Source organism: Collinsella sp. An2, assembly GCF_002160065.1.
Classification (GTDB): domain Bacteria; phylum Actinomycetota; class Coriobacteriia; order Coriobacteriales; family Coriobacteriaceae; genus Limicola.
Genome location: NZ_NFJW01000007.1, coordinates 26,129 through 51,363 on the forward strand (window position 1 = coordinate 26,129; position 25,235 = coordinate 51,363).

The 25,235-nt window shown below is 59.4% G+C and carries 26 protein-coding genes; 5 read left to right on the forward strand and 21 right to left on the reverse strand.

Annotated elements, in window-relative coordinates:
• Positions 1-196: 196 nt before the first annotated feature.
• The 16 genes from B5F33_RS05875 to pgi all read right to left on the reverse strand — a co-directional run bounded on the left by B5F33_RS05875 (position 197) and on the right by pgi (position 15,100).
• A complete protein-coding gene (locus B5F33_RS05875; protein WP_087410872.1) occupies positions 197-859 on the reverse strand; it encodes an HAD family phosphatase in 663 nt (220 codons plus the stop codon).
• Positions 860-936: 77 nt separating this feature from the next.
• Entirely contained in the window at positions 937-2,025 is a 1,089-nt protein-coding gene (locus B5F33_RS05880; protein WP_087410873.1) for an SIS domain-containing protein, read from the reverse strand.
• 69 nt (positions 2,026-2,094) lie between these two features.
• On the reverse strand, positions 2,095-3,090 hold the full coding sequence (locus tag B5F33_RS05885) for an SIS domain-containing protein (protein WP_087410950.1): 996 nt from the start codon (positions 3,088-3,090) through the stop codon (positions 2,095-2,097).
• Positions 3,091-3,243: 153 nt separating this feature from the next.
• Positions 3,244-4,098 carry a PTS system mannose/fructose/sorbose family transporter subunit IID gene (locus B5F33_RS05890; RefSeq protein ID WP_087410874.1) on the reverse strand — a complete coding sequence of 285 codons (855 nt, stop codon included), beginning with the start codon at positions 4,096-4,098 and terminating at the stop codon, positions 3,244-3,246.
• A complete protein-coding gene (locus tag B5F33_RS05895; RefSeq protein ID WP_087410875.1) occupies positions 4,079-4,861 on the reverse strand; it encodes a PTS sugar transporter subunit IIC in 783 nt (260 codons plus the stop codon). Before B5F33_RS05895 ends, B5F33_RS05890 begins: the two co-directional genes overlap by 20 nt.
• Before the next feature lie 215 nt (positions 4,862-5,076).
• On the reverse strand, positions 5,077-5,544 hold the full coding sequence (locus B5F33_RS05900) for a PTS sugar transporter subunit IIB (RefSeq protein WP_087410876.1): 468 nt from the start codon (positions 5,542-5,544) through the stop codon (positions 5,077-5,079).
• Positions 5,545-5,590: 46 nt separating this feature from the next.
• The gene (locus B5F33_RS05905) at positions 5,591-6,013 is read right to left on the reverse strand and encodes a PTS sugar transporter subunit IIA (protein ID WP_158095318.1); all 423 of its coding nucleotides are present in this window, start codon (positions 6,011-6,013) and stop codon (positions 5,591-5,593) included.
• Between the two features lie 280 nt (positions 6,014-6,293).
• Positions 6,294-7,034 (reverse strand): GntR family transcriptional regulator, encoded by a 741-nt coding sequence (locus tag B5F33_RS05910; RefSeq protein WP_087410878.1) that lies wholly within the window; start codon positions 7,032-7,034, stop codon positions 6,294-6,296.
• Between the two features lie 98 nt (positions 7,035-7,132).
• Positions 7,133-7,969, reverse strand: a complete 837-nt coding sequence (locus B5F33_RS05915) for a Cof-type HAD-IIB family hydrolase (protein ID WP_087410879.1) — start codon at positions 7,967-7,969, stop codon at positions 7,133-7,135.
• 270 nt (positions 7,970-8,239) lie between these two features.
• Positions 8,240-9,097: a PTS system mannose/fructose/sorbose family transporter subunit IID gene (locus B5F33_RS05920; RefSeq protein WP_087410880.1), complete on the reverse strand. Its 858-nt coding sequence runs from the start codon at positions 9,095-9,097 to the stop codon at positions 8,240-8,242.
• Complete coding sequence (locus B5F33_RS05925) at positions 9,097-9,864, reverse strand: PTS sugar transporter subunit IIC (RefSeq protein ID WP_087410881.1); 768 nt, start codon at positions 9,862-9,864, stop codon at positions 9,097-9,099. Before B5F33_RS05925 ends, B5F33_RS05920 begins: the two co-directional genes overlap by 1 nt.
• A 62-nt stretch (positions 9,865-9,926) precedes the next feature.
• Positions 9,927-10,961 carry an SIS domain-containing protein gene (locus B5F33_RS05930; RefSeq protein ID WP_087410882.1) on the reverse strand — a complete coding sequence of 345 codons (1,035 nt, stop codon included), beginning with the start codon at positions 10,959-10,961 and terminating at the stop codon, positions 9,927-9,929.
• Positions 10,962-11,267: 306 nt separating this feature from the next.
• Positions 11,268-11,741 carry a PTS sugar transporter subunit IIB gene (locus B5F33_RS05935; protein WP_087410883.1) on the reverse strand — a complete coding sequence of 158 codons (474 nt, stop codon included), beginning with the start codon at positions 11,739-11,741 and terminating at the stop codon, positions 11,268-11,270.
• A 47-nt stretch (positions 11,742-11,788) separates the two neighbouring features.
• Positions 11,789-12,205 (reverse strand): hypothetical protein, encoded by a 417-nt coding sequence (locus tag B5F33_RS05940; protein WP_087410884.1) that lies wholly within the window; start codon positions 12,203-12,205, stop codon positions 11,789-11,791.
• 226 nt (positions 12,206-12,431) lie between these two features.
• The gene (locus tag B5F33_RS05945) at positions 12,432-13,136 is read right to left on the reverse strand and encodes a GntR family transcriptional regulator (RefSeq protein WP_087410885.1); all 705 of its coding nucleotides are present in this window, start codon (positions 13,134-13,136) and stop codon (positions 12,432-12,434) included.
• 269 nt (positions 13,137-13,405) lie between these two features.
• Positions 13,406-15,100 carry a glucose-6-phosphate isomerase gene (gene pgi, locus B5F33_RS05950; RefSeq protein WP_087410886.1) on the reverse strand — a complete coding sequence of 565 codons (1,695 nt, stop codon included), beginning with the start codon at positions 15,098-15,100 and terminating at the stop codon, positions 13,406-13,408.
• Positions 15,101-15,275: 175 nt separating this feature from the next.
• On the opposite strand from pgi, the gene B5F33_RS05955 reads away from it, so the two are divergent.
• Both B5F33_RS05955 and B5F33_RS05960 read left to right on the forward strand, forming a co-directional pair.
• Positions 15,276-16,697: a DNA repair protein gene (locus B5F33_RS05955; protein WP_239284878.1), complete on the forward strand. Its 1,422-nt coding sequence runs from the start codon at positions 15,276-15,278 to the stop codon at positions 16,695-16,697.
• Positions 16,690-17,052 (forward strand): YolD-like family protein, encoded by a 363-nt coding sequence (locus B5F33_RS05960; protein WP_087410888.1) that lies wholly within the window; start codon positions 16,690-16,692, stop codon positions 17,050-17,052. The genes B5F33_RS05955 and B5F33_RS05960 overlap by 8 nt, the downstream gene beginning before the upstream one ends.
• A 21-nt stretch (positions 17,053-17,073) precedes the next feature.
• Here the strand turns inward: B5F33_RS05960 and B5F33_RS05965 are convergent, their stop codons facing one another.
• Complete coding sequence (locus B5F33_RS05965; RefSeq protein ID WP_204214425.1) at positions 17,074-17,460, reverse strand: heavy metal-associated domain-containing protein; 387 nt, start codon at positions 17,458-17,460, stop codon at positions 17,074-17,076.
• 309 nt (positions 17,461-17,769) lie between these two features.
• On the opposite strand from B5F33_RS05965, the gene B5F33_RS05970 reads away from it, so the two are divergent.
• Together B5F33_RS05970 and B5F33_RS05975 are read left to right on the forward strand one after the other, a co-directional pair.
• The gene (locus B5F33_RS05970; protein WP_087410889.1) at positions 17,770-19,011 is read left to right on the forward strand and encodes an iron-containing alcohol dehydrogenase; all 1,242 of its coding nucleotides are present in this window, start codon (positions 17,770-17,772) and stop codon (positions 19,009-19,011) included.
• Between the two features lie 42 nt (positions 19,012-19,053).
• On the forward strand, positions 19,054-20,352 hold the full coding sequence (locus B5F33_RS05975; protein WP_087410890.1) for a glycoside hydrolase family 3 protein: 1,299 nt from the start codon (positions 19,054-19,056) through the stop codon (positions 20,350-20,352).
• 57 nt (positions 20,353-20,409) lie between these two features.
• Here B5F33_RS05975 and hemH read toward each other — a convergent pair whose 3' ends face one another.
• The 4 genes from hemH to B5F33_RS11085 all read right to left on the reverse strand — a co-directional run bounded on the left by hemH (position 20,410) and on the right by B5F33_RS11085 (position 24,454).
• Positions 20,410-21,426, reverse strand: a complete 1,017-nt coding sequence (gene hemH, locus B5F33_RS05980; protein WP_087410891.1) for a ferrochelatase — start codon at positions 21,424-21,426, stop codon at positions 20,410-20,412.
• A gap of 9 nt (positions 21,427-21,435) precedes the next feature.
• Entirely contained in the window at positions 21,436-22,320 is an 885-nt protein-coding gene (locus tag B5F33_RS05985; protein WP_087410892.1) for a deoxyribonuclease IV, read from the reverse strand.
• A gap of 580 nt (positions 22,321-22,900) precedes the next feature.
• Positions 22,901-24,085: an aldo/keto reductase gene (locus B5F33_RS05990; RefSeq protein ID WP_087410893.1), complete on the reverse strand. Its 1,185-nt coding sequence runs from the start codon at positions 24,083-24,085 to the stop codon at positions 22,901-22,903.
• Between the two features lie 234 nt (positions 24,086-24,319).
• Positions 24,320-24,454, reverse strand: a complete 135-nt coding sequence (locus B5F33_RS11085; RefSeq protein ID WP_255376254.1) for a hypothetical protein — start codon at positions 24,452-24,454, stop codon at positions 24,320-24,322.
• A gap of 274 nt (positions 24,455-24,728) precedes the next feature.
• On the opposite strand from B5F33_RS11085, the gene rnhA reads away from it, so the two are divergent.
• Positions 24,729-25,217, forward strand: coding sequence for a ribonuclease HI (gene rnhA, locus B5F33_RS05995; RefSeq protein WP_087410894.1), 489 nt, complete (start codon positions 24,729-24,731; stop codon positions 25,215-25,217).
• The last annotated feature ends 18 nt before the right edge of the window (positions 25,218-25,235 follow it).

The window sequence follows — 25,235 nt, forward strand, 5'->3', positions numbered from 1 at the left end:
AAAGTCCAACCAGCATAAACGTGCCGAACACTTTGGACCATCAAGCTTGATTTGTCGGGAGACCGGCGCGTCATGCCTTCATCTTGGTCAAAGAAGGAGGGGCGTATGGCCTCCGCCCCTCCACATGCATTAGGTCCGCGTCGCCCACAATATCTCGGAACCGGGTTCGCCGGCCCCGAGCAGGTCGATAGCCCCTCTATGCGATCGACAACACGTCCGGAATCTGGTCGATGATGATGTCGGCGGCGTCCTGCGAGAAGCCGAAGCGCTCCTCGCGCTTGGCAATCACGGTGAGGCCGGCGCGCTTGCCGGCAGTAATGCCCGGAACGGAGTCCTCGATGCAGCAGCACTTCTCCGCAGGCAGCCCCAGCGCCTCGATGGTATGCAGGTAGATCTCGGGATTGGGCTTGCTCTCCTTGAAGTCGGCACCCGATACGATGAGCTCGAAAGCGTCTGTAAGGCCGCATTCCGCGAGCGCGGCATCGATGTTGCGGCGAGGAGAAGACGAGGCCAGGGCGACGCGCACGCCCATGCCCTTCAGTGCCTCGATGGTGGAGCCCACTCCCGGGTTCATCAGGGCACGATAGTCTTTCGGCAGGTCGCGGGCCCAATCGTCATAGACGCGCTCGGCCTCCTCGGGGGTGTAGTCTCCCCTGCCGCCCTGTTTGAGCCAACGGGCGACGCTGCGCTGGAAAGCCTGGTGGGACTGCCCCACCTGCTTGTTGAGGTCGTCCACGGTCAGGCCCAGCCCGAACGCTTCGGAGAAGTCTCGAATCTGGTTCCAGTAGTACAGCTCGGTGTCGACGATGACGCCGTCCATGTCAAAGATGACGGCCTGATACGGAAACGGCACAGCCATGCCCCCTTACTTCATGTTGCCTTTATATGAATGAACCCCGCAGCTGTGGGGCCATCCATCACGGTAGTGGCATTGTATCAATCGTCCTCGTCGTAATTGACGAAATGCCCTGTTTTGGCCGCGGCAACCGCCTTGAACCTCCTCATAAGCGGATGCTGGCGCGTGCCTCCCAAAGCAGTACTCACCCGATAGCTCAACAACTGAATGAACGGCAGGTACGCAAGGGAAGCGACATCGGGTGTGGGCAGCGGCGGCGTGACGAGGACGCGTCCGTCGGACCCAGCGAGAGAATGCGGCGTCACCAGAAATGCGCTGTCAGTGACCTCGCAGGTTGCCCTCCACACTCGCTCCACCCGTGCAGAGGCCTCGTCGCCCGCATCAAAAAAGAGGCAGGTGTAGGAAGGCGTCAGCTGGAGGTTGGGCCCATGAATATACTCTTCAACCTCGTATGCCGGACAGGGAATATGCACCGTCTCACCGATTTTGAGAGCGCCTTCGCGGGCCACGCCGCGCGTGGGCTCAGTCCCGCAGCAATAACATACGTCCATACCCGTAAAGCGCTTGATGTGCTGTTCGTAGAAGGGATCGGCCGCAGCACGAACGGCCTCGGCCACGCCAAGGGCGCCCTCGATTTCACTCACACGCTCCTCGCACGCTCCCAGACGTGCCGCGAGCAGCATTAAAAACACCGTAAGCGTTGTGACGCCCTTGGTCACGTATCCAACGAGCTCCTCGCCCACGCCGTAGTCAATGACCGTATCCGCATGGTCGCGCACGTCGCTCTCCACGTTGCCCGTAAGACACGCGGCGCGAAGGCCGCGGACACGCAGGGCATCGAGCGCCTCAATCGCGTTGGTAGAGAGGCCGCTCTGCGTCACCACGAGCACCAAGTCGTCCGGCGTGAGGTCATGCTCGTAATACGTGAGCGCAAACGGCGTCACGAGCCGTAGCGCGCAAGCCGCACCCAAGCAGGACTGCATGAATGGCATCGCGCACATGCACGCATTGTATGATGAGCCCGAGGCCACAAGCACGATACGCCGCGGCACCCCGTTCTTGCAAAGCTCCACCACCGGTCCGACAAGCTCGTCACGCCGAATGATGTTCGCGCGCGCTACCGAGGGGGCCTCGTCAATGTAATCGAGCATGGTCATCTTCCGGTCCATGCCGCACCTCCCGCCTACGCCGCGCGAAGACCCTGAGGCCTCGCGCGGCACATTGCTCAAACGTGATTGTTAGTAGTCGAGCTGACGATAGTAGCGGCGGATCTCCATGGGATGGCGCGTCTCGATCTCCATGTGCACGTCGATGCGATTGTTCACGGCGTGCATCACGAGGTGCGAGATGTCACCGCGGAACTCGGTCTCGATACCAGCGAGCTCGTAGTCCTTCGTGTCGATCACCGTGTAGTTCGCGCAGATGCGCGGGATGAAACGCACCACGCGCTCGGAGAGCGGGCGCTGGGCGTCCTCGCCCACGTAGATGGTGACAGGCGTGTTCTTGGTCACGATCTCGAACATGCCGTGGAAGAACTCGGGCGCAGTGATGGACTTGGTCTTCATCCACAGCTGCTCCTCCCAGTAGCACATGGCGTAGGAGTAGGTGGCACCCCACTGGTTGCCCGCGCCCACGAAGTAGTGCATCTCGTCCTCGCAGTGCTTCTTGGCAAAGGCGGCGGCGAACTCGTCGGCTGCGCACTCGACGTCCACCAGGGCCTGGGCCAGGTGTGCGTCGTAGTTGGCGTACTGGGCGTCGTACTGGTCGAAATCGCCGGCATTCTTCATGAAGCGGTCCGCCACCATGAAAAACTTGAGCTGCTCGTTCTCGTCGTAGGCGATTTCGTGGTCGACCATCTTGGCAAGCTCGGTCTCGGGACGGTCGATGAAGCCGATTACCTCAGCTCCAGCGGCCTGGGCCTTGCGGATGGCCTCGACGACCTCGACCGTGCTGCCGGTGACCGAAGAAGTCACCACAACGGTGCCCTCGCCGATACGCTTGTTGCCGGTGGTGAGGTACTCGGCGGCGTTCTCCGCCCAGACCTCGATTCCCGAGTACTGCTTCATATGCACCGTCGCCTGCATGGCGCTCGCCCAGGTGCCGCCGATGCCCATCCAGCAGATATTGCGGTAGCCCTTCTCGCAGATGCCGTCAACGATCTGCTCGATCTGGGGGCGCAAGGCAAGGGCGCCGTTCACGCTGTCGACCTTCTTCTGCATATTGAAATTGACCATATCAGACACAGTTAAGCTCCTTACGAATCAAAAAAGTCTCTCAAGATGTGAATTCGAATGCGGCGTGCAGGACAAAAATGCGTTGCGGCGCCGCGAAACGGCGCGGGACGGGAACCTTCCGGTGCTCCCGCGCCGCCAGAATGGGTCAGACGCCTAGACGCCCAGGATGCCAAAGAACGAGCCGACCAGACCCACGGCAACCAACAGCAGCAGCAAGGTGGTGGTCTTGACGTTCTTCTTGCTCACCAGGTAGTAGATGAACAGTGTGAAAGCGAGGGGCAGCAGACCAGGCATGATGGTGTTGCAGATATCGCCAAACGTGGTCGCGGCATCTCCCTCGCCAATGACGAGCGGCACATTCACCGCGACGTTGCCCGCGGTCATGGAACCGATCACCATGAGGCCGAGCACCGATGCGCCATAGGTGAGGGTCTCCATGAGACCGTTCTCCTGAATCTTCTGCAGGAAGCCGCTACCCAGCTTGTAGCCCATATGCATGAGGTAGTAACGCAGACCTTGTGCAGGGACATTGAAGATGAGGAGGAAGAGCAACGGACCCAAAATGTTGCCTTGGCTCGCCAGCGACACACCAACGCCGGTAGCAATGATGCGCAGTGTTCCCCAGATGAAGGAGTCGCCGATGCCCGCCAAAGGACCCATGAGCGAGACCTTGACGTTGGAGATGCTCTCCTTGTCGAACGAAGGGTCGTTGGCAGCAGTCTCCTCCATTGCGGCAGTGATGCCGAGGATGAGCGTGGAGAGTTGAGGGGTGGTGTTGAAAAACTCGAGGTGGCGCTTCATGGCGTCGATACGATCCTCGGGCTTGTCATAGAGCTTCTTGATCACCGGCAGCATGCTGTAGCAAAATGCCATGTTCATCTGCCGCTCGTAGTTCCAGTCCCACTCCATGCCCAGCGAGCGCAGGACAACCTTGTTGAGATCTTTTTTGGTGAGTTTCTTCTCGCCCGAAGCCGCGGACTCAACCGCATTAGAAGTCTTCGTCGTCATCGTCCATACCTCCCTCGAGAGCTACCTGCGTGGAGCCAGCATGCTGGAGCTGGCTGAGCACAATCGCGGCGACCGCGCCAAAGATGGCAACGCCAGTAGTGGGGATACCGAGATATACAGAGAGTGCAAAGCCAAGCACGAAGAAGCAGGCAACCTTCTTGTTCATAATCATGTTGAGCAGCAGCGCGAAGCCGATGGCGGGCAGCAGGCCCATGGTGATCTGCAGACCGTTGGAAACCCACTCAGGAATGATGTCGAGCAGTGCCTGGACAGCAGGGCCGCCTGCGTAGAAGCCGATTGCCACGCACAGGCCGATGATGAGGTTCACGCCAAAGAAGCCGCCCAGGAAATGCATGCGAGCGACGCCCTTCATGTCACCCTTGGCCGCATAGTCATCGGCTTTGTGCACAAACGGCGGCAGAATGAAGACCATGCCGACATTCTTTACGATAAGGACGAGCGATGCCACAGGAATGCCGATAGTGAGCGCCGTCTCCAGCCCCGAACCCGTCGAGATGGTGAAGGCCGTACCCAGCACCGTGCCCGAGATCATCTCGGGAGGAATGCTCGCACCGATGGAGAACGAACCCATAAAGGCGAGCTCCAACGTGGCACCCAGCGTCACGCCGGTGGGAATATCCCCCATGATGATGCCCGTGAGAGCACCCATAACCAGGGGACGGGAGAGGCAGCTGGTACCCAACAGGTACTCAGCGTTGCCGAGCATGGCGACGAGGCCGAGCAAAATCGCTTGGACTAACATCTCCACTCCTTCCTTCTTGGTCTAGCACCTGTAGCTAGACCGCCGTATCTTCCCGAACGCATGGCTTGACCAGCGTCGCGGTGACCGATGTATGGGCGAATTTGCGCACAAAAGTCCCTTCCCGCTGAGCGAAAAACTGAACGGGTGTATCGAGCCCGGCATGCGGGGCTTACGCATCTATGGATTTGTGTGCTAGATTCGCCTGCGAGGCTGCTTTAGAGAACGCGCTCCGCCTTGACCGGGCTATCGTCGGGAACCATCTGAATCTCGACATCCACGCCCTCGGCGATAAGCTCGCGCAGAAGCGCCGTCTCATCCTCGGTGACATTCACAGCCTTGGAAAGGCTGCGCGTCTCGGGGGTTGCCTTGGTTCCGCCGAGGTTGAGCTGCTTGATGCCGCAGGCGCGGCACAGGCGAGCAGCGTCGGCAATGGACTCCACCACAACAAGCAGCTTGTACTTGTCGGTGACGCCGCTTGTGATTGCCGCGATGGAATCATCGATGGTCTTGATAACAAGCTTCGTGTCTGCCGGCTTAGCCATCTTGATGGCAGACTTACGGAATGCGTCGCCCGGAACCTTGTCGTTTGCCACCAGGATGCAGTCGATGTCGAGCGCACTTTTCCAGGACACAGCAACCTGTCCGTGGAGCAAACGATGGTCGACACGCAGAAGCTTAATCATGAGCCTCCCCTTTCCCTTGCAACCGCGCCCCTCGCGCGGCTTGAAGCTAAAATTCCTCGTCTTCCGCTTCGTCAGTCGGAAGCGCGCCACCAAACGAAACGGTGACGCCCGCACGCGCGGCATCGAGAACGCGCTCTGCTGCATCGGGCTCAAGACGATCCTGAACCGTCAGAACAACTTCGAGCGCCATAGCAAGCGTCACGCCTGCGAATACAACAACGTTGGGGAACTCGGTAAGACGGAAAAGGGCATTGTGAACGCTGCCGCCCTTGATATCGCACATGATGATGTACTGCTCGCTGTCATGAGCAACGCGCTCGCGCATCGCCTCATAAAAGTCGTTGGGGTTCTCGCCCGGATGAAGGCTGTAGGTTTCGATGCGGTCTGCGGCACCTCCCGCAACCATGCCGATAGAATCGACCATACCTTCGGCGAGTCCGCCATGCGAGGCGATGATGATGTGCGCCATGTTTCCGCCCTCTCCTTGCGAGTCGGTATAACCTGTCATAACCCGTTATATCATCTATTACGGGTTATGACCACCTGACAATTTAGGACATAGGCGTTGGACGAAAACCTAAAATAGGAAATGAAATAACATTACCGCAGGTAGATATGGTAAGTTTTGCATCGCTCGCAGATTATAGAACCCACCTGGAATCTATCCCTTTCCGTAAACGGTATCAAAACAGGGATAAACGGTAGTACGGGTTATGACGGGTTGCCAATATGGGGCGGACCGGCAACCGCTAGATACGGAACGTGTAGCGCGACCCCACGATATGCTGCTTGCCTAGATACATGGCCTCGCCGTTATCGTCAAAATAGCGGCCTACATACAGGAAGAGCGGCTCGCCGCAAGGTACCTCCAAGTGTGCCGCCAAAGTAGTTGACGCCTTCTCGATATCGAGCGTGCATGGCTCTTTCAGGCTGGGCTTCATATGCAGATGGTCGAAGATGACCGCAAAAAGCGATGTGTTCTCGTGGCCTTCTTGCTCAAGAAACGCATACCGCTCATAGGGGAAGTAGTTCTCTTCCACCATGATGGGCACGCCATCTGCCGTACGAACGCGCTCGATGCGCAAGAGCTTTCCCTCGGGACCAAATCCAAAGAAGGAACACTCCTGCTCCATGCCCGGCACAACCGTCAGCGAGATAAGATGGGCGCCTGCAAGCATGCCGTTTTGCGCACACGCAATAGTAAAGCTGTTGACCTCATTGTCTTGTGTGAACTTGGCTTTAACCTGCGGTTCGCTTACATAGGTGCCCTTACCCGGACGCTTGACGAGGCGTCCGTCGGCCACCAGCTCGCGAATGGCTCGGCGAACCGTAATACGGCTCACCGAAAACGCCTCGATAAGCTTCTCTTCGGAGGGAATGCGGTCACCAGGCTTGTACTCGCCGCTGTCAATCCCAGATACGATGGCCGCCATGATTTGTGCATAGAGCGGCGTCGATGATGTCTCATCAAGTTTGGTAGAAATCGCCATGGCACGCCCCTCCTTTTCGATACATGGTTATGCCCCAATTAATACGGGTTAATCCATTATATCGTTATGGAGGGGCGCACACGCGTCAAGCGGTGTTCTTATGCAAGCAACTGATCAAGCGCCGCAGCAATACCGTCGTCGTTATTCGAACCGGTGACCATGTTTGCACCTGCTTTAACCTCATCGTTTGCATTTGCCATGGCAACACCCATGCCAGCAAGCTTCAGCATGGGCAGGTCGTTTTGCCCATCGCCAAACGCCACAAGCTCCGAAGGGTCAATGCCGCGCTCGGGCAAAGCATGCAGGAGGGCATTGCCCTTGTTGACGTTGCACGCCGTATATTCAAAGTAAAAATCCGCGGTAAACATGCAGCTCAAGCGGCCCACAAAGGGTGCTTCCATAGCGCGGTAGTGCTCCTGAAGATAGGTGTCGGTACCCGCCGTAAGGATTTTGTTTTGCGGCGTGATGCACCAGTCGAGCAACGACCGCACTTCATGAAGGCGCAGGTCGCACGCATCGCGCTCATCCTTGATAATGTTCTTGGGCTTTCCACGATGGAAGATGGTGCAATCGTACGCATCTTCAACGTAGAGCCGATCGCCGTCAACAAGCATCGGGATGACATCGAACGAGCGAATGTGCTCCAGCACCGCCCGCGCGTCCTCAACAGAAATAGCCTGGTTGAACAGGAGCTCGCCCGAGGAGGCATCGCGCACCTCTGAGCCGTTGTAGGCAATAAGCATGCCGTGATGGCTATCGAGCTCTAGCTCGTGAGCAAGACGGCGCAAACCTTGGATGGGACGGCCCGATGCCAGAATGAGCGTGATGCCCGCTTTCTGAGCGCGCATCAGCGTCTCTTTTGTACGCGGCGTAATAACCTTTTGGTCGTTGGTAAGCGTGCCGTCGATATCGAGTGCGATAGCCTTGATATTCATGCTCTCCCCTTGTCTGTGTATGGCGTTTTGCAGGCATACATATCACAAAGCGTTGCTATGATAAAACGTCCTAGTATGTCATGTCTTATGCTGCACAATGACAGCATATGTCCCTTTATGATTCATAGAACCCGTTGCTCCCTACGGCGTTGCACGCATGTTCAGCCGCCCAAACATACGCGAGAGCAAGATGGCCTCACATCCTTGGACATGAGGCCATCTGCAGCTAAGAAGGTCGTAGTAGGTTAGGCAACATGCAAGCCGTAACCGTTATGCCGCGCTGAACACGCCCAAGAACGTACCCAGAATGCACACGGCAAAGATGCCGATAATGATATAGATGGTCTTCACCCCGCGCTTGTACAGCGCCACGCAAATGAAGGTAGCGGCAAGCGGAAGAATGCCCGGGAAGATTGCATCAAACAAGTCTTGGACGACAATCTCTGATCCGCCGACATTAAACACAAGCGACGTAGAGAGCGCCACCTGCGAGGCAATCATGGCGCCGATAACCGTCATGCCCAAGATGCCAGCTGCCTGAGTGAGACGATCAATGAGATGGTTCTCCTGCGACTGCTGCAAAAACGAAGTACCCAGGTTGTAACCAATATGAGGAAGAATCAAGCGGGTAATCACGTTGACCGCCGAATACAGCAGGGCGTACACGATGGGGCCCAAGGGATTGCCCGTCGCTGCGATGCCAACACCAATACCAGCAGCAACCACGCGGAACGTGCCCCAGTAGAAGGAATCGCCAATGCCGGAAAGCGGGCCCATCAGACCAACCTTCATGGCGTTGATTGAAGAGGTGTCAAAGTTCTTGTCACGAGCTGCTTCTTCCTCCATGGAAACCGTAAGGCCGGCTACGAAGGGAAGCACATGCGGCGTGATATTGAAAAACTCGGTATGACGCTCCAGGGCCGCATAGTAATCCTCGTCATTGGGATAGATCTTGCGCAGCGGCTTCTCGATGGTGTACATGAAGCCCATTGCCATCATCTTGTCGTACGACTGCGAGCACTGGCTGGTGAACTGGCGCCAGAACATACTGCGGTACATATCAGGCGTCATGACCTCAGAGGTTTTGGAAGGGGAAGTCTGGACACCCTTGTTCTCAAGTGTTGCCATTAGAAATCCTCCTCTTCTTCAGCAGCTACCTTGGTGGCAGAGCCCTGGTTGAACACGAACAGGGCGGCGATGCAGAAGGCTGCGGCAGCGACACCAATGACGTCCATGCTCAGGTAGATAACCATGATGAAGCCCAGGAACAGCCAAGGGAGCAGTTTGTTGTCGCCCATAGTACGAATAAGCAGGGCAAAGCCAACGCACACCATGACACCAGAAGCAACGTTGAGGCCATCCATCACAAATTGCGGAATCGCATTCAGCGCATTGTTGATAAGGTCGGCGCCAAAGAACAGCGAGCAGAACACCAGCAATGCAGACGGAATACCAATGGAAAGCGGAACGATCGTAAGATGATAGAGGTTGGCCTTTGCAAGCTCATGCTTCTCAACGGCAGCCTCGATTTTACGGCATGCAAATGCTCCCGGAACGGCATAGCAGAAGTTTCGCCAAACCTGAAGGAACACCGAGACCGGAAGAGCCAAGGCAACCGCGGTGGCAGCACCCGTGCCCGTAATAAGCGCGAATGCGCAACCCAACACGCCGGATGCGTACACTTCAGGCGGAACAGCGGCGCCTACCATGATGGCACCCATGAACATGGACTCCAGCGCAGCGCCAACGATAACGCCGTTTGTGACATCTCCCAAAATCAAACCAACAAACAAGCTGGTAAACAGGGGACGGCCAAGCATGGTGATGCCAAACAGCTGCTCATCCATCGATGCAACAAAGGCAACCAGAGCGACCAAGATATATTGCACTAGCATCTCATCAGCTCCTAATCAAACACGCGCAGGGGTGGGCGCCCAAAGCTGGGCGCCCCAAGCGCTTAGTAGTTCATCTGGTGGTAGTAACGACGCGTGGTGAGCGGATGCTTGCGAACATCCTCGAGATGGCAGCTCAGACGCTCAGTGATGGTGTAGATGACCATCGGGGAGACAATCTTGCGGAACTCTGGGTCGCTGAACGGAAGCTCGACCTCAGACGTATCGAACTTGTTCACACGAACGTGTACGTCCTTCTCGTCGGCGAGCATGTGGGTGAAATTGTCCACGCGATCCATGAGCTTGCGCGTATCGTCCTCGCCATAGAGCATGATGAGGCTCGTACCCTCCTCGCAGAGCTCAATAGTTCCATGGAAGAACTCTGCCGCATGGATGGACTTGGTCTTGATCCACTGCATCTCTTCAAGAATGCACATGGCATAGTCATAGGCCTCGCCCCAGAGCATGCCGGAGCCAATCACCATGTGGTAATCAGTGTCTTTGAAGTCCTCAGCCATGGCTGCGCAACGCTCATCCTGGGCCTCCTTGGCCTTAATGAGATACGGGGCGATCTGGCCGAACTCTTCCATGAAGGTGTCGTACTTGGGGAAGTCGCCCGCGTTCTTCAGGAAACGTGCCACGAGCGTAATCTGATAGGTGTAGATAGCCTCGCAAAGTACGTCGTCCTCTGCAAAGCTGAAGAACTTGTAATTTGCATACTCGGTTGCAGGAGTGTTGTCGTTGGAGACATACATAAGGGTACGGGCACCCTGCTCCTGGCAATACTTGGCAGCCTCGATAATCTCGGGCGTGGTGCCGGTGCGCGTGGAGAACACGCAGACCGAATCCTTGGAGAACGCCTTGGGCGGGCATGCAAGGAACTCGGCAGCAATCTCGCAGTGAACATCGATGTCGGCGGTGGTGGTGTCAACCCAATACTTCATGGGCAGCGTGTGAGCCCAGGTGCCGCCGCAACCAATGAAGAAGATGTTGGAATAGCCCTGCTCGCAGATTTCGTCCACCGCAGCCTCGATCTGCGGACGGAGTGCGAGGGCGTCGCTCACAACTTTCTCGTAGCGCGGCTCGTCAAAGTTGAACATACTTGTTCCTCCCTTTCGTTAGTGGATGATCCCTCTGTTCATCCTATAACGTTATAATACATTGCAGTATGTATTAAGCAAGAATGAAATCGAGCATGCGCCGCACACGCGACAGACGGTTGTTTTTGACCGGTAAACGGCAACAAGCCGCCTCCAACGGATTTCCTCCACGTCCCGCGTGAAGCGGAACAGGCATTTTGCGGCCCCATCAGCACGTGAGCAACAAGACCGCTCCCCTCTACAGAAACGGGGCGCCTCGAAAGGCGCCCCGTGCGTTTACCTCATGGGTTACCAATATCTGAAGAGCTACAGCAGCTTCGAAGCATCCACCTTGTCGTCGGTAGGAACCTGACGTATCTCAATCTCCACACCCTTTTGGGAAAGCTCGCGGAGCATCTCGATGTCATGATCCGTAGCAAAAATCGCCGTATCAAGACGGTGATTGGTGTCATCGGTGGAACGTGTGCCACCCAAATTAATCGAAGTGATGCCGTCATACCCCATTGCAAGGCGATATGCGTCTTCAATAGACTCAACAATGATGAACAGCGAGTACTTTTCCGTCACACCGCTTTTCAGTGCAGCAATAGCGTTGTCGATATCCTTGATGACGAGCTTTACTCCACTGGGACGAGCCAGCCGAAGCGTCGCCTTGCGCATATCGTCCGCAGCTATCGCATCTCCTGCAACTAAGATGCAATCCGCACCAATCGTGTGCGTCCACGCCATGGCAACTTGACCATGAATCAGTCGGTAGTCAACTCTCATCAGCTTAATCATGGCAATAACCTCTCCAATCGAAATAACAGTTGTGCCATCAATAAGGACTAGAAGTCCTCTTCATCTTCGGTCGCCGCCTCACTGATGTGGCAGATACGAGTAGCTTCGCGAGAGGCCGCTACCGCAGCTTCCAACTTTGCTTCATCGAGCGAGTCGAGCGTCATCGTAAGCTCAACGAGCAACGCTAGATTCATACCGGCAACCAGCGCAAATGAGCCAGAAGCCTCGCGACGCAAGAATTCGTTGTTAACCGAGCCGCCAAACACATCGGTTACAACAATCCACCAATCGCCCTCCTCGCGTGAGGCATCCCAAGCATCAATCATCTTGGCAACGTCGCGCGAATTGTCATCTACGTATGCACACATGCACTCAATGCGGGGGTTCTCCCCGGTAAGAAAGGCGAGCGTTTCTTTCATACCGCGTGCAAGCGGTCCATGACTCGCTAACAGTATCCGATTCATAGTCCTCCTATAAAATATTATTACGTATTATATTGTCCTGCTGAGTATACGATTCCGTTGTGGAGGACCGCTGATGAGCCTCAAACTTAACGTAATGCGTCCGTGAACGGTATCTATTAGCCCATAAAAGGTATTTGTGCCTGAATCAGAAAAGGGGCATGGAACGTATCGGCGCTCCATGCCCCCATGTAATGTGGTTGTTTCTGTTGCTTAAGACGCTTCTGCCCTACAGATAAAACTTGAGTCGCTCCGTACAATACACCTGACGAGATATAAACAGCGGGTCATCGTGAGCGTCAAAGCGCTTGTCAACAAAGAGCAACAAGGGAGACCCCACCTCCACGTGGAGATACTCCGCTTCATAGTCAGTTGCGCTACACACCTCGAGCGTACGAATATTCCGTCCCATAGCAACATTGTGTTCACTCAGCACATCCATAAGCGATCCGTTAAGATCCTCGTGCTCCAAAAATGCAAGCGTGCGGGAATAGCTGTTTGTTTCGAGCAGCGTGGGCTCGCCATCAACATAGCGCAAGCGGCGCGACCGCAGCACCTTTGTGTTTTCATCTACGCCAAGAAACTTAGCGTCTCGAAAGGTGGGGATAGTCCACGCAAGATCAAGCACCTCGGTAGAAGCGGTCTTTCCAGCAAGCTGGCACGAACGAGAAAAGCTCTCTTGGTCATTTGCGGCGATAAGCTGCTTTTTCGACGAGATGAACGTTCCTTTGCCTCGCGCACGAACAACCATGCCGGCCTCTTCGAGCTCCTTGATTGCCGAGCGCACCGTAATGCGGCTCACGCCGAACGCCTCCATGAGCTCGGTCTCAGCTGGAAGTTTGTCCCCTGCTCGATACGTTCCAGCAGCTATCTCATCCCGAAGCGCATGCACGATTTGTTTATACAAGGGAATAACGCTGTTTGCTTCAATCATGAGACGGATCCTTTGATTCGCAGGAGGACAATACAATATATATCGTATTGTCATGCCCTATGCGATAAAAGACAACCACCCTCAAACAATCCCCTACGTAAGCGGCAAAACTGAGCCGCTCACCGGGCATTTCCATCCGTTTGTAGGAAGCATTTGACGGAAAACGCCCATCATCAGCCAGCCTCGTTAGACAAAACAGGCGGGTGCGCCACACCCTGCTGCGCAACGCACCCGCCCTATACCCCTCGCATGAACGCGATAGGTAGCTACTACTTCCTATGCTTCCGGTAGAAGTCGATGAGGCCCTTCGTGGATGCATCCTGGGTAGCGAGCGCCTCGTCGTCGTGGAAGGCAGGCGTAATCTGCTTGGCAAGCTGCTTGCCCAGCTCAACGCCCCACTGGTCGTAGGAGTCAATGCCCCAAACCGTGCCCTCAACAAACGTGATGTGCTCGTAGAGCGCAATGAGCTCACCCAGCGCGAAGGGCGTCAGCGTGTCGCCGAAGATCGACGTGGTGGGACGGTTGCCCGTGAACACGCGCGCCGGAACGATCTGCTCGGGCGTACCCTCTGCACGCACCTCGTCGGCCGTCTTGCCAAAGGCAAGGGCCTTCGTCTGAGCCAGGAAGTTGCCCAGGAAGAGCTCGTGCACGTCCTGGTCGCCGTCCTTTGCCGGGTTGGCCGTGTTCGCAAAAGCGATAAAGTCGGCCGGGATAACCTCCGTGCCCTGGTGAATGAGCTGGTAGAACGCATGCTGACCGTTGGTGCCCGGCTCGCCCCAGAACACCTCACCGGTGCCCGAAGTCACGGGCGTGCCATCCCAGCGCACGCTCTTGCCGTTGGACTCCATCGTGAGCTGCTGCAGATAGGCCGGGAAGCGATGCAGGTACTGCGTATAGGGCAGCACCGCGTGGCTCTTCATACCAAAGAAGTTCACGTACCACACGTTCATGAGGCCCATGAGCGCGACGACGTTCTCCTCGAGCGGGGTCTTCTGGAAGTATTCATCGATTGCATGGAAACCGGCAAGGAACTGCTGGAAGCGCTCGGGGCCGTACACCACGATGAGCGAGAGGCCCACGGCGGAGTCGACGGAGTAGCGACCGCCGACCCAGCTCCAGAACCCGAAGGCGTTCTCGGGGTCGATACCAAAGTCGGCCACCAGGTCGAGCGCGGTGGAAACGGCGACGAAGTGCTTCTTGATCGCCTCGGCGTTCTGCTCGTCGGAGCCGTCGATGGCGCCGGCCTCCTTGAGGGCGTTGAGCATCCAGGCCTTGACCTCGCGCGCGTTGGTGAGGGTCTCGAGCGTGGTGAACGTCTTGGACACAATGATCACGAGCGTGGTCTCGGGATCGAGTCCCTTGAGCTTCTCGGCCTGGTCGTTGGGGTCGATGTTGGAGATGTAGCGGCAGTCGATGCCGGCATCCGCATAGGGCTTGAGCGCCTCATAGACCATGACCGGGCCGAGGTCGGAGCCGCCGATGCCGATGGACACCAGATGCTCGATGCGCTTGCCCGAGACGCCCTTCCACTCGCCAGAGCGAACCTTCTCGGCAAAGGCATACATGCGGTCGAGGACCTCGTGCACGTCCTTCACGGCGTCCTGGCCGTCGACGATGATGGAGCCGATCTCGTCCTTGGGGCGACGGAGCGCGGTGTGCAGCACGGCGCGGTCCTCGGTGGTGTTGATATGCACGCCGGCATACATGTCGTCACGGCGCTGCTCGAGGTTCACGGCGCGACCCAGATCGGCCAGCAGCTTGACCGTCTCGTCGGTAATGAGGTTCTTCGAAAGGTCAAAGTGCAAATCGCCCGCCTCGAAGCTGAGCTTCTTGACGCGGTCGGGGTCTGCGGCGAACCAACCCTTGAGGTCGATTCCCTCCTTGACGAGCTGAGCGTGATGCTGCTTCAAGGCCTCCCAGGCGGGAGTAGCGGTGGCATCGATCGGCGCGGGAACAGTTGACATGGTTCCTCCTAACGACATGCGTAGAACATGCCTGCCGGCGCAGGCGTCTCTATTCTAGCGCAGCCAGAGACGAGCGACGAGCAGCCCGCCGAAGGGCTGTTCCTTCGTCGTTTCCATGAGTCGTCGAACATATGTCCGGTCGCTCGGGTATACTTGGGGCACGAGGAGGTGGCCCGTGGAGCGCGACGAGACAAAGACCTACATCTGCATCGACCTCAAGACGTTCTATGCGTCGGTCGAGTGCGCCGACCGCGGGCTTGACCCGTTTACCACCAACCTCGTGGTCGCCGATCCCACCCGTGGCGAGTCCACCATATGCTTGGCCGTCACCCCCGCCATGAAGGCGCTCGGGGTGCGCAACCGCTGCCGCGTGTTCGACATCCCTCACGACATCCCCTACATCATGGCAAAACCCCGCATGCGGCACTACATGGAGGTATCGGCCAACATCTATGGCATCTACCTGCGCTACGTGAGCCCACAGGACATCCATCCCTACTCCATCGACGAATGCTTCATCGATGCGACGCCTTACCTCAAGCTCTACGGCACCGACGCGCGCTCCTTCGCGAAGCGACTCATGGAAGCCGTGCGCAAAGAGACGGCCATCTGTGCCACGGCAGGCATCGGCACCAACCTCTTCCTTGCCAAGGTCGCACTCGACATCACCGCTAAACACGTACCGGACAACATCGGAGAGCTCGACGAAGAAAGCTTCCGCCGCCAGATCTGGAGACATCGGCCCATCACCGACATCTGGGGCATCGGGCCAGGCATCGCCGCACGACTCGCCGCCCACGGCGTATACGACCTTATGGGCGTGGCCGCGCTCAACGAGGACGTGCTCTACGACGAGCTGGGGGTGAACGCGGAGTATCTCATCGACCATGCCTTCGGGCGCGAACCAGTGACCATTGCCGAGATCCAGGCCTATCGGCCGACCGAGACCTCCTACGTGAACGGCCAGGTGCTGCCGAGGGACTATCGCTATGAGGACGCGCACATCGTGCTCAAGGAGATGGTCGACGCATCGGTGCTGGAGCTGGTGGACCGACAGCAGGTATGCGACCACATTTCGCTCTACGTGGGATACGGACACGGCGCCGCAGCCGACTGGAGCGCAGAAAGCCCTGGAGAACGCGGCTTTGGCGGCGGGGCCAGAGGCCATGCCGCGCGCACCGAAACGGGCACGACGCGGCTGAGCGCGGCGCCTTCCTATATCGTGGGCGAGCACGGCACCAGGCGGGCCGGCGGCCGCGGAGGCGCGCACGGAGGCGGCTCGCGCAAGCTTGCCGTCCGCACCAATTCGCTGCGCAAGCTCATGGAGGAGTTCGACCGGCTCTGGAGCGAGACCGTCGACGCACGCCGCACCATACGCCGCATCAACGTAGGGCTCGGCAACCTGCTTCCCGAGGACTTTGCGACCTGTGACCTATTTACCGACCAGGAGGCGGAGGGGCGCGAGCGTGACCTACAACGAGCGGTGCTTGCCGTCAAAGACAAGTTTGGCAAAAACGCGCTCATCCGCGGCGTGAGCCTGCGCGACAAGGCGACCGGCCGCGAGCGCAACGAACAGGTAGGAGGCCACCATGCATGAGCCATCGCGCAGCTCTGCGCCGCGGTGTACCGCCAGCGGACGGCCGCGCGCAGACCGCGCCGCCCAGTTCATGCCCTTCGCAGCCCTGCGCGGCTACTACGAGCTCGTCCGACAGCAGGAACGGGTAAAGGAGCCGCGCCACGAGCTCACCGATGAGGAGGCTGTCGCGCTTTCGAGCACCATCTCCCAGCTGCGTCGCGGGCAGATGGTACGCGTGACCTACTACGACCGCGACGCCTACACGACGCTCACCGGATGCGTGGCGCGCATCGATCTTGTACAGCGCGAGCTCACGGTGGTGCGCACCGTCATCGCCCTGGACGACATCCGCGAGCTCTCCGTCGTGCCGTGCTGACGATAACGCCGCGCGAACCACCTACGGCTTCATGACGTAGTAGCCCGCCCCCTTGACGGCGGCCTCGACGGCAGGGCGGTCGATCGGCGTCTTGCCGAGAACGCGCGCGGTGTGTTCGCGAAGATCGACCGTCGCCCAGACATCGCCGAGCGCATCTATGGCGCCTTCCACACGCCTGGCGCACCCCTCGCAGCTCATCCCGCCAATAAGGAACTCCTCGGCATAGGGATAGTGTGAGCAGTCGGTGTCCGCGACCTCCGCCCGCTGCGACGAGGGCATAGGCGCGCCATCGGAGCAGCAGCTCTGTCCCCTCGTGAGGCCCCGGACGGCACGCCGCACCCCCACCACCAGCGCAACGAGCACGATAACGGCCACCAGAGCATTTGCCGGCGTAATCACATCTCCCACAGCCCCCACATCCCTTCATGCGGCAAAACGGACATCACCGCGTCTGACGCCCCTCATGTGTCACGTATAAAGTTTACCATGTATTACTCGTTTGGCCCATGCGCCTCAGCCATGGTGCGCACCGTCCCGATCTGGCCCCGCGCGGGTGGCACGACACGCGCCATCTCGAGCCTCGGCAGCCTCAAATGCCTCGAGCCTCAACGAACCTATAACCCTGTCCCTGTATTCGCAGCCAGGCGGTCGCAGCGGCACGGTTGCGCTATCTTGATGAGTAAGAATGCCTAACTACCAAACAGCTAAGGAGCGGCCATGAACGACTTCTCGTTTTACTCTCCCACCCGATGCGTATTCGGGCGCGGCGCATGCGACCGAACGGGTGAAGAGGTGGCCGCCGAGGGATTCCGACGCGCCCTTATCGTCTATGGCGGCGGCTCGGTGGTGCGCACCGGAACGCTCGACCGCGTGAAGCGCTCGCTTGACCAGGCGGGCATCGGCTACGTGGAGCTTGGCGGCGTTCGCCCCAACCCTGAGGTCGAGCTCGTGCGCAAAGGTATCGAGCTCGCTCGTGCGGAAGCCGTCGACGTCGTGCTGCCGGTGGGCGGCGGCTCGGCCATCGATTGCGCAAAGGCAATCGCCCTGGGCGTCCGCTATGACGGCGATGTCTGGGACTTCTTTGCAAAGCGAGCCGTCCCAGCAGACCGCCTGCCCGTCGCAGTCGTCCTCACCATTCCTGCATCGGGCTCGGAGGCGTCGAACTCCTGTGTCATCAACAACGACGCACAGCAGCTCAAGTGCGGCATCAACACCGACCTCAACCGCCCCGTGCTTGCCATCCTGGACCCGGAGCTCACCTTTACCTTGCCTCCCTACCAGACCGCAGCGGGCGTGACGGACATGATCTCCCATGTCATGGAGCGCTTCTTCTCGGGAGAGCCGGCGGTGCCGGTGACCGACAACATCGCCTGCGGTCTCATCCGTGCCGCCATCGACGCCGCCCCGCGCGTCATGGACGACCCCCGCGACTACGACGCGCGGGCAAATCTCATGTGGGTGGGCACGCTCGCCCACAACGGCCTTGCAGGGTGCGGCCTGGGCATCCCGGGCAAGCGTGACGGCGACTGGACCTGCCACGGGCTGGAGCACGAGCTCTCCGCGCTCGACCCCGCCATCACCCACGGCGCCGGACTTGCCGTCATCTTCCCCTCCTGGATGCGCTTCGTGTGGCGTGAACACCCCGAGCGCTTCCTCGAGTTCGGCCGCCAGGTGTTTGGCATCGAGCCCGTCGATCCCGAGCTGGACGACCTGTCCGACATCGACGAGGAGATCACCCCCGAGCGCGCCGTGCACGACGCCGTCGAGGCCACCATCGACGAGCTGCAGGACTTCTTCGTATCCCTCGGCATGCCCCGCACCCTCGGCGAGCTGGGAATCGCCGAGGAAGACATCGAGAAGCTCATGCCGGGCCTTGCGATCAACCGCGGCGAGCGCTTTGGGTCGTTCAAAGAGCTCACGCTCGACGACGCGCGCGAAATCTATCGAAGCGCCCTGTAACCGTCCCCGCTAGACGCATTGCGAACCAATTAGGAGATGAACATGACGAAGCTCAGCAGCACGTCGATCACCAGGCGCGGCGTGGTCGCCGCCGGACTTGCCGCCGCCTTCGGAGCAAGCGCTGCAGCCATGAGCGGCTGCAACGCATCCAAGGAGCCGAGCACTCCAACGGCACCAAGCAACACCGAGAGCCCGCAACCGGAGACCACCGACCCCGGCAGCGAGGACGTTCCCGTGATCTCCGACGAGCCCACGCGCGAGGAGACGCCCGTGGCCACCGCCGATCGCCTGCTTTCGACCATGACGCTCGAGCAAAAGGTCGCCCAGCTGTTCATCGTCACCCCCGAGTCGCTGACCGGCGTCGAGCGCGCGACCATCGCAGGCGGCCTCACCGAGGCTGCCCTGGCCGAGCTGCCGGTGGGCGGGTTCTGCTATTTCAGCAAGAACCTCACCGGCGCCCAGCAGGTGCGCGACCTCCTGTCCGGAACGCGCGAGCTCTGCTGCGCGGCGGGAGCGCACATCGCGCCCTTCCTCACGGTCGATGAGGAGGGCGGAACGCTCGTCGCGCGCGTCGCGAACTCCGGCCTGTTCAACGTGCCGACCTTCCCCAACATGGCCCAGATCGGCGCGACCGGAGACACTTCGAAGGCTGCAGAGGTCGGTGAGGCTATCGGAACCTACCTGGCAGACATTGGATTCAATCTGGACTTTGCCCCTTCGGCAGACGTGCTCACCAACCCCCAGAATACCGTGATCGGCCCGCGCTCGTTTGGCTCCGATCCCGCTCTGGTGGCAAGCATGGTCGAGGCCGAGGTCGCCGCGATGCTCGCCACGGGAACCCTGCCCTGTGTCAAGCATTTCCCCGGACACGGCGACACCGCGGGCGACTCGCACACAGGCGCCGCCGTCTCGACGCGGTCGCGCGAAGAAATCGATTCCTGCGAGCTCGAGCCGTTCAGGGCGGCCATCGCCGCCGGCTGCCCACTCGTGATGGTGGGACACATCGAAACACCCGGATATGCGGCGGACGGTCTGCCCGCTTCGCTCTCCCCCATCATGATGAACGACGTGCTCCGCGGAAGCCTGGGCTTCGAGGGCGTCATTGTCTCGGACTCGTTTGCGATGGGCGCCATCACCCAGCGCTACGCACCGGCGGAGGCGGCTGTCAGGTTCTTCCAGGCCGGAGGCGACGTCCTGCTCATGCCGCAGGACCTGCGCGTGTCCTATAACGGTGTGCTTGCAGCCGTAAACGACGGCACGCTTTCCCAGCAGGACATCGACGAGAAGGTCCTGCGCGTCCTGCGCCTCAAGGAGCAGGCTGGCATGCTCACCGCTGCCTGATAGCACTAAAACGGCAGGTCGCACGGCAACGCCGCACAGCGCCGTGCGATCTGCGAGCTATGCCCGCGCCATCCCCTGTTCCTCGACAACGGACGCGAGCAGCTCGACCTGCGCCGCGCCATCGTTGAGGCACGGCACGTATATCAGCTCTGCACCAGGCATTGCCGTGGCCTGGAAACACGCACGAAACTCGTGTTCCACATCGTAGAGCGTCTCCAGGCAGTCGACGGAAAACCCGGGACAGACCACAAAGGTGCGCTGGGCAATTTGCGCTCGGTGCGCGATGACATCCGCCGTAAACGGCCCCTGCCAGGTGCGGTTGTCCTCGAAGGGCGACTGGAACGCCAGGTCCCATGCTCCCGCCGCAAGGCCAAGCCGCTCGGCGACGCCGTCGCACGTCGCCCTCACCTGCTCCACATAGGTGTCGCCCTTTTCGATATTGGCAAGCGGCACGGAATGGAAAGAGAAGAGCACGAAGTCGCGCGACGGGTCAAAACCCGCGTCGGCTATGCTCTCCGCCACGGCATCGAGATATCTCGACCGCGAAGCATATTCGCTGACCTCGACGAGGTCGGGTGCCCATCCGAGCCTAGCGAGCGACCGGTGCACACCGCGCAGCGCCGCCTTGGTGGTCGACATCGCACTCTGAGGATAGAGCGGAACGACGACGAGGCAAGCACAACCCGCCTCACGCAGCTCCACGAGCGCGCTGGCACATGACGGCTCCCCATAGGACATGGCGGCACGCACCACAGGCGCATCCATCTTTGAATGTCGGCGTTTGAGCTCGTCCTCTACACGACGGGCCAGGCGTTCACAGCGAGATAGAAGCGGCGAGCCATCTTCTTCCCAAATCAGGCGATACTTGCGAGCCGATGCGTGCTTACGTGCCGGCAGCACGAACAGATGCAAAATGGCCCACCATATCGGAGCCGGCAGCGGGCGCACGCAGGGGTCCATGAGAAACGCCGCCAGATAGCGCCGGACCGCCTCGGACTCAGGCGCCGCAGGCGACCCCGTATTGACAAGGAGCACGCCGACCTTCCAGCCGCCCCGCGCATCCGCTTTCTCCATTACGGCTCCCTACTTGCCACAAGAAGCGGCGTCGGACAAGCCGCGCAGCAGCTCGATCTCGCGCGCATAACCAGCAAGCTCGTTAGGCGTCTCGAGAATGAACGGCAGGTCGCGCAGGGCGGGATGCGAAACGATCGCAGCAAAGACGTCTTCACCGCCGCCAAGCTCGACGGCTCCCAGGTATCCCTCCCCAATGCGTGCATGACGGTCCTTATGGGCACCGCAGGGATTCTTGGAATCGTTGATGTGAACCGCCTTCAGACGGTCCAGCCCCACCACGCGGTCGAACTCGGCCAGCACGCCGTCGAGGTCATGAATGATGTCATATCCCGCATCGCTTACGTGGCAGGTGTCCAGGCACACTCCCAGCAGGTCGGAAAGCTCTGGCCGGCGAACACAAACGCCCTCGATGATCTGCGCGAGCTCCTCGAACCTGCTGCCCACCTCGGTTCCCTTGCCCGCCATGGTCTCTAGCAACACGCACGTGCGCTGGGTGGGTTCCATGACCGTGCAGAGCGTGTCGACGATGAGCTCGATGCCGCGCTCCACACCTTGTCCCACATGGGATCCAGGATGGAAGTTATAGAGGTTTCCCGGCAAAGCCTCCAGCCGCTCCAGATCTTCGCGCATTGCCTGGAGAGCGAATTCCCGCGCATGTTCCTTGGCAGAGCAGGGGTTATAGGTGTAGGGAGCATGGGCAACGAGTCGACCGAAGCTATGCTCCTCCATGATTGCTCGCAGCCGGGCCACATCGTCCAAATCGAGGGCACGGACGCTGCCACCTCGCGGATTTCGCGTAAAGAACGCGAAGGTGTTCGCACCGATATCGAGCGCGTCGGCACCCATCGCCGCAAAGCCCTTCGCTATGGATAGATGGCAACCGATCGTAAGCACCGCGACCGCCTTTCGCCGATGAAAACTGTTACCCCACAGGCAACGGATACCTTACCAGATTCCCCTCCGATAGCGTGTACACACGCGGCATCGCATACGCTTCGTTTGAGGACGGGAGCCCCTCTTCCGATAGCAGGACGTCGTACCTTACCGAACTGGACAAATAATCGAGTTGTCTGTAACCGCGACGCCCATTTATGCCCTATGTATCAAGATTTGCCTCATAATAGGGCGTCTAATAAAGGCCAATGGCTATGAAGCTCAATTATTGGACACCCTATACCTACAGACATCTCGAAAATTTGTCCACCTTGCAACCCGGCAGCGCCTTGCCAACGACAAATGCGCTCGAAAGCCGACTCATGCTATGCAAGAACCAAACAAAACTATGCATTTTTGGCTCTACAACGTTGCGATGGCTCAAGACAGAAAACGGCTCGACGCGCCAATTCGTTATGCTCCTCTCCCAAGGACAGCTAAATTAAGGTCGTTTACCTGCAAAGATGTTTGTCTACAAGAGGACATGAGGCGGCAGCAGGGCTATTATTCGCCGGTGCAGCGTCACCGCAGCAACCGAATCCTAGCGCCGAGCAAGCAGCTTGAGCGCGGCACCTACCGGTCCTGGTGTCAACCGGCGCCTGACGTCATCCAGCCGATCGGGTATTTCGATATGCTGGGGACAATGGCGCATGCAGGCGCCACACCGCACGCAGTTCGTCGCCAGCTTGGGATGCCCGCTGCGGATGGCTGAGGCGGTGAAGTACTGTGACACGCCGGTGAACCATCCGTGAGCATACGATGCGTTGTAGGCAGAAAAGCAGCCAGGGATGTTGATGCCTTGGGGACAAGGCATGCAGTAGTTACAGCCGGTGCAGGGGACGCGCTCGAAGCGCTGGAACACCTCCACCACCTGCTCGATCGTCCTCTGCTCGTCAACACCGAACGACCCAGGCAGGGCGGTCTCGGCAACGCGTGCGTTCTCATCCACCTGTTCGGGCGAGGCCATACCAGACAGAAGCATGGTCACTTCCGGGTGATTCCACACCCAGGATAGCGCCCACGCCGCCGGGGTCGGGCGCTCGGGGGTCGCCGCCCGCTCCAGGATACGACTCGCATCCGGCGGCAGGTGCTGGGCCAGGCGACCTCCCAGCAGCGGTTCCATAACAAACACTGCCATACCGCGCGCTGCGGCCGCTTTTAGACCTGCAGTGCCCGCCTGATAGTGCTCATTGAGGTAGTTGTACTGAATCTGGCAGAAATCCCACTTGAACGCATCGAGCATAGTCGGAAAGTCGCCGGCGCTGCCGTGGTAGGAAAAACCGATGCGGCCAATCCGCCCCTCCTTCTTGCAGCGATCGATCCAGCCCTCGATCCCCAAGGCGCACAGCCGCTCCCACTGCGAGGGGCTTGTAACGTTATGGATAAGGTAATAGTCGACGTGGTCGGTCCGTAGGCGGCGCAACTGCTCGTCAAAGAACCGGTCGAAGTCGGACGCGCGCTTACATGAGCCGTGAGGAAACTTGGTTGCAAGCAGCACGCGGTCGCGCAGGCCCAGCCGCTCAAGCGACGCGCCGACACACTGCTCGTTGCCCGGATAGAGGTAGGCGGTATCCAGATAGTTGATGCCCCGCTCGACGGCACGGGCAATGATGGCGTCGGCCGCTTTGGCATCGGGCCTACCCAAGGCGAAGCCGGGAAACCGCATGCACCCCAGCCCAAGAGCGGATATACGCTGCCCGTTGGTTGGGTCGACTCGATACTGCATGCATCCTCCTCACGCCGAGAAGCCCCGGCGTCTTGCAGATGGGCACAGGAAGCCAGGGCGGGCACGCGCATCGAGCACGGCCCTCGACCATTGTACCTGCCCACCTGCGAAGGAGCGCGACGCCACGGGAAAGCCGAAGAGGTGCGACGTCACGGGAAAGCCCGACACCCACCTTTGGAGCGCCGCAACCAACCAAAGCTGCACGACGCGGCGTGTCCCAGGTGTCGGTGGTTGCTAGCAGGACCGCTCAGAGGCCTCTTGCAGCGCCATCTCATCGTGGCGGCGCTCAAGCTCGCGCACGACCTCAGACGCCATAAAGGCACCGACGGCCCCCGCGACCATTGCAACCACCCAACCGAACTCGGTCATAGAGACCCCTTTCCCAGACATATCGCCACACCTGCCCGGAAGGCGACGCGGCATCGCACCCGTACACCTTACGCTCCGCTCGACAGGCCATGGCAAAGACTTGGTAAGCTGTCCGCAAAGAGCAAGGCGCCGCTCCGATGGGACCCAGAACCCGCAACGCGTCTCGGTTTTTTCTCGTTTTTCGCCCATACATCCCGCTCTCGCGTGACAATAGAGCACCCAGGTCGCACGCGTCCCGCATCGACCGGGAGCCCTTCTACAAGAAAGGACCCGTGTGAAGGTAACCATCTACACCGACGGCTCCGCCCGCGGAAACCCCGGCAACGGAGGCTTTGGAGCCGTACTCTCATATACCAACCGCCACGGCGAAACGTTCACACGCGAGCTGAGCGGCGGCTTTGAACGCACCACGAACAACCGCATGGAGCTCATGGGCGTCATTGCAGCCCTTGAGGCGCTCAACCGACCCTGCGACGTAGAGCTGCACTCGGACTCCCAGTATGTGGTCAACGCGTTCAACAAGCACTGGATCGACGGCTGGATCAAGCGCGGATGGAAGACGGCGTCGAAAAAGCCGGTGAAGAACATCGATCTGTGGAAGCGCCTGCTCGAGGCGAAGCGGCCCCATCATGTCGAGTTCGTCTGGGTGAAAGGTCATGCAGGACACGAGCTCAACGAGCGCTGCGACGAGCTTGCTACCACCGCGGCCGATTCGGGTAGACTGGACATCGATACCGGTTTCACCGCGGCAGACGCCGACTGACAGCCGCACGGCAACGCG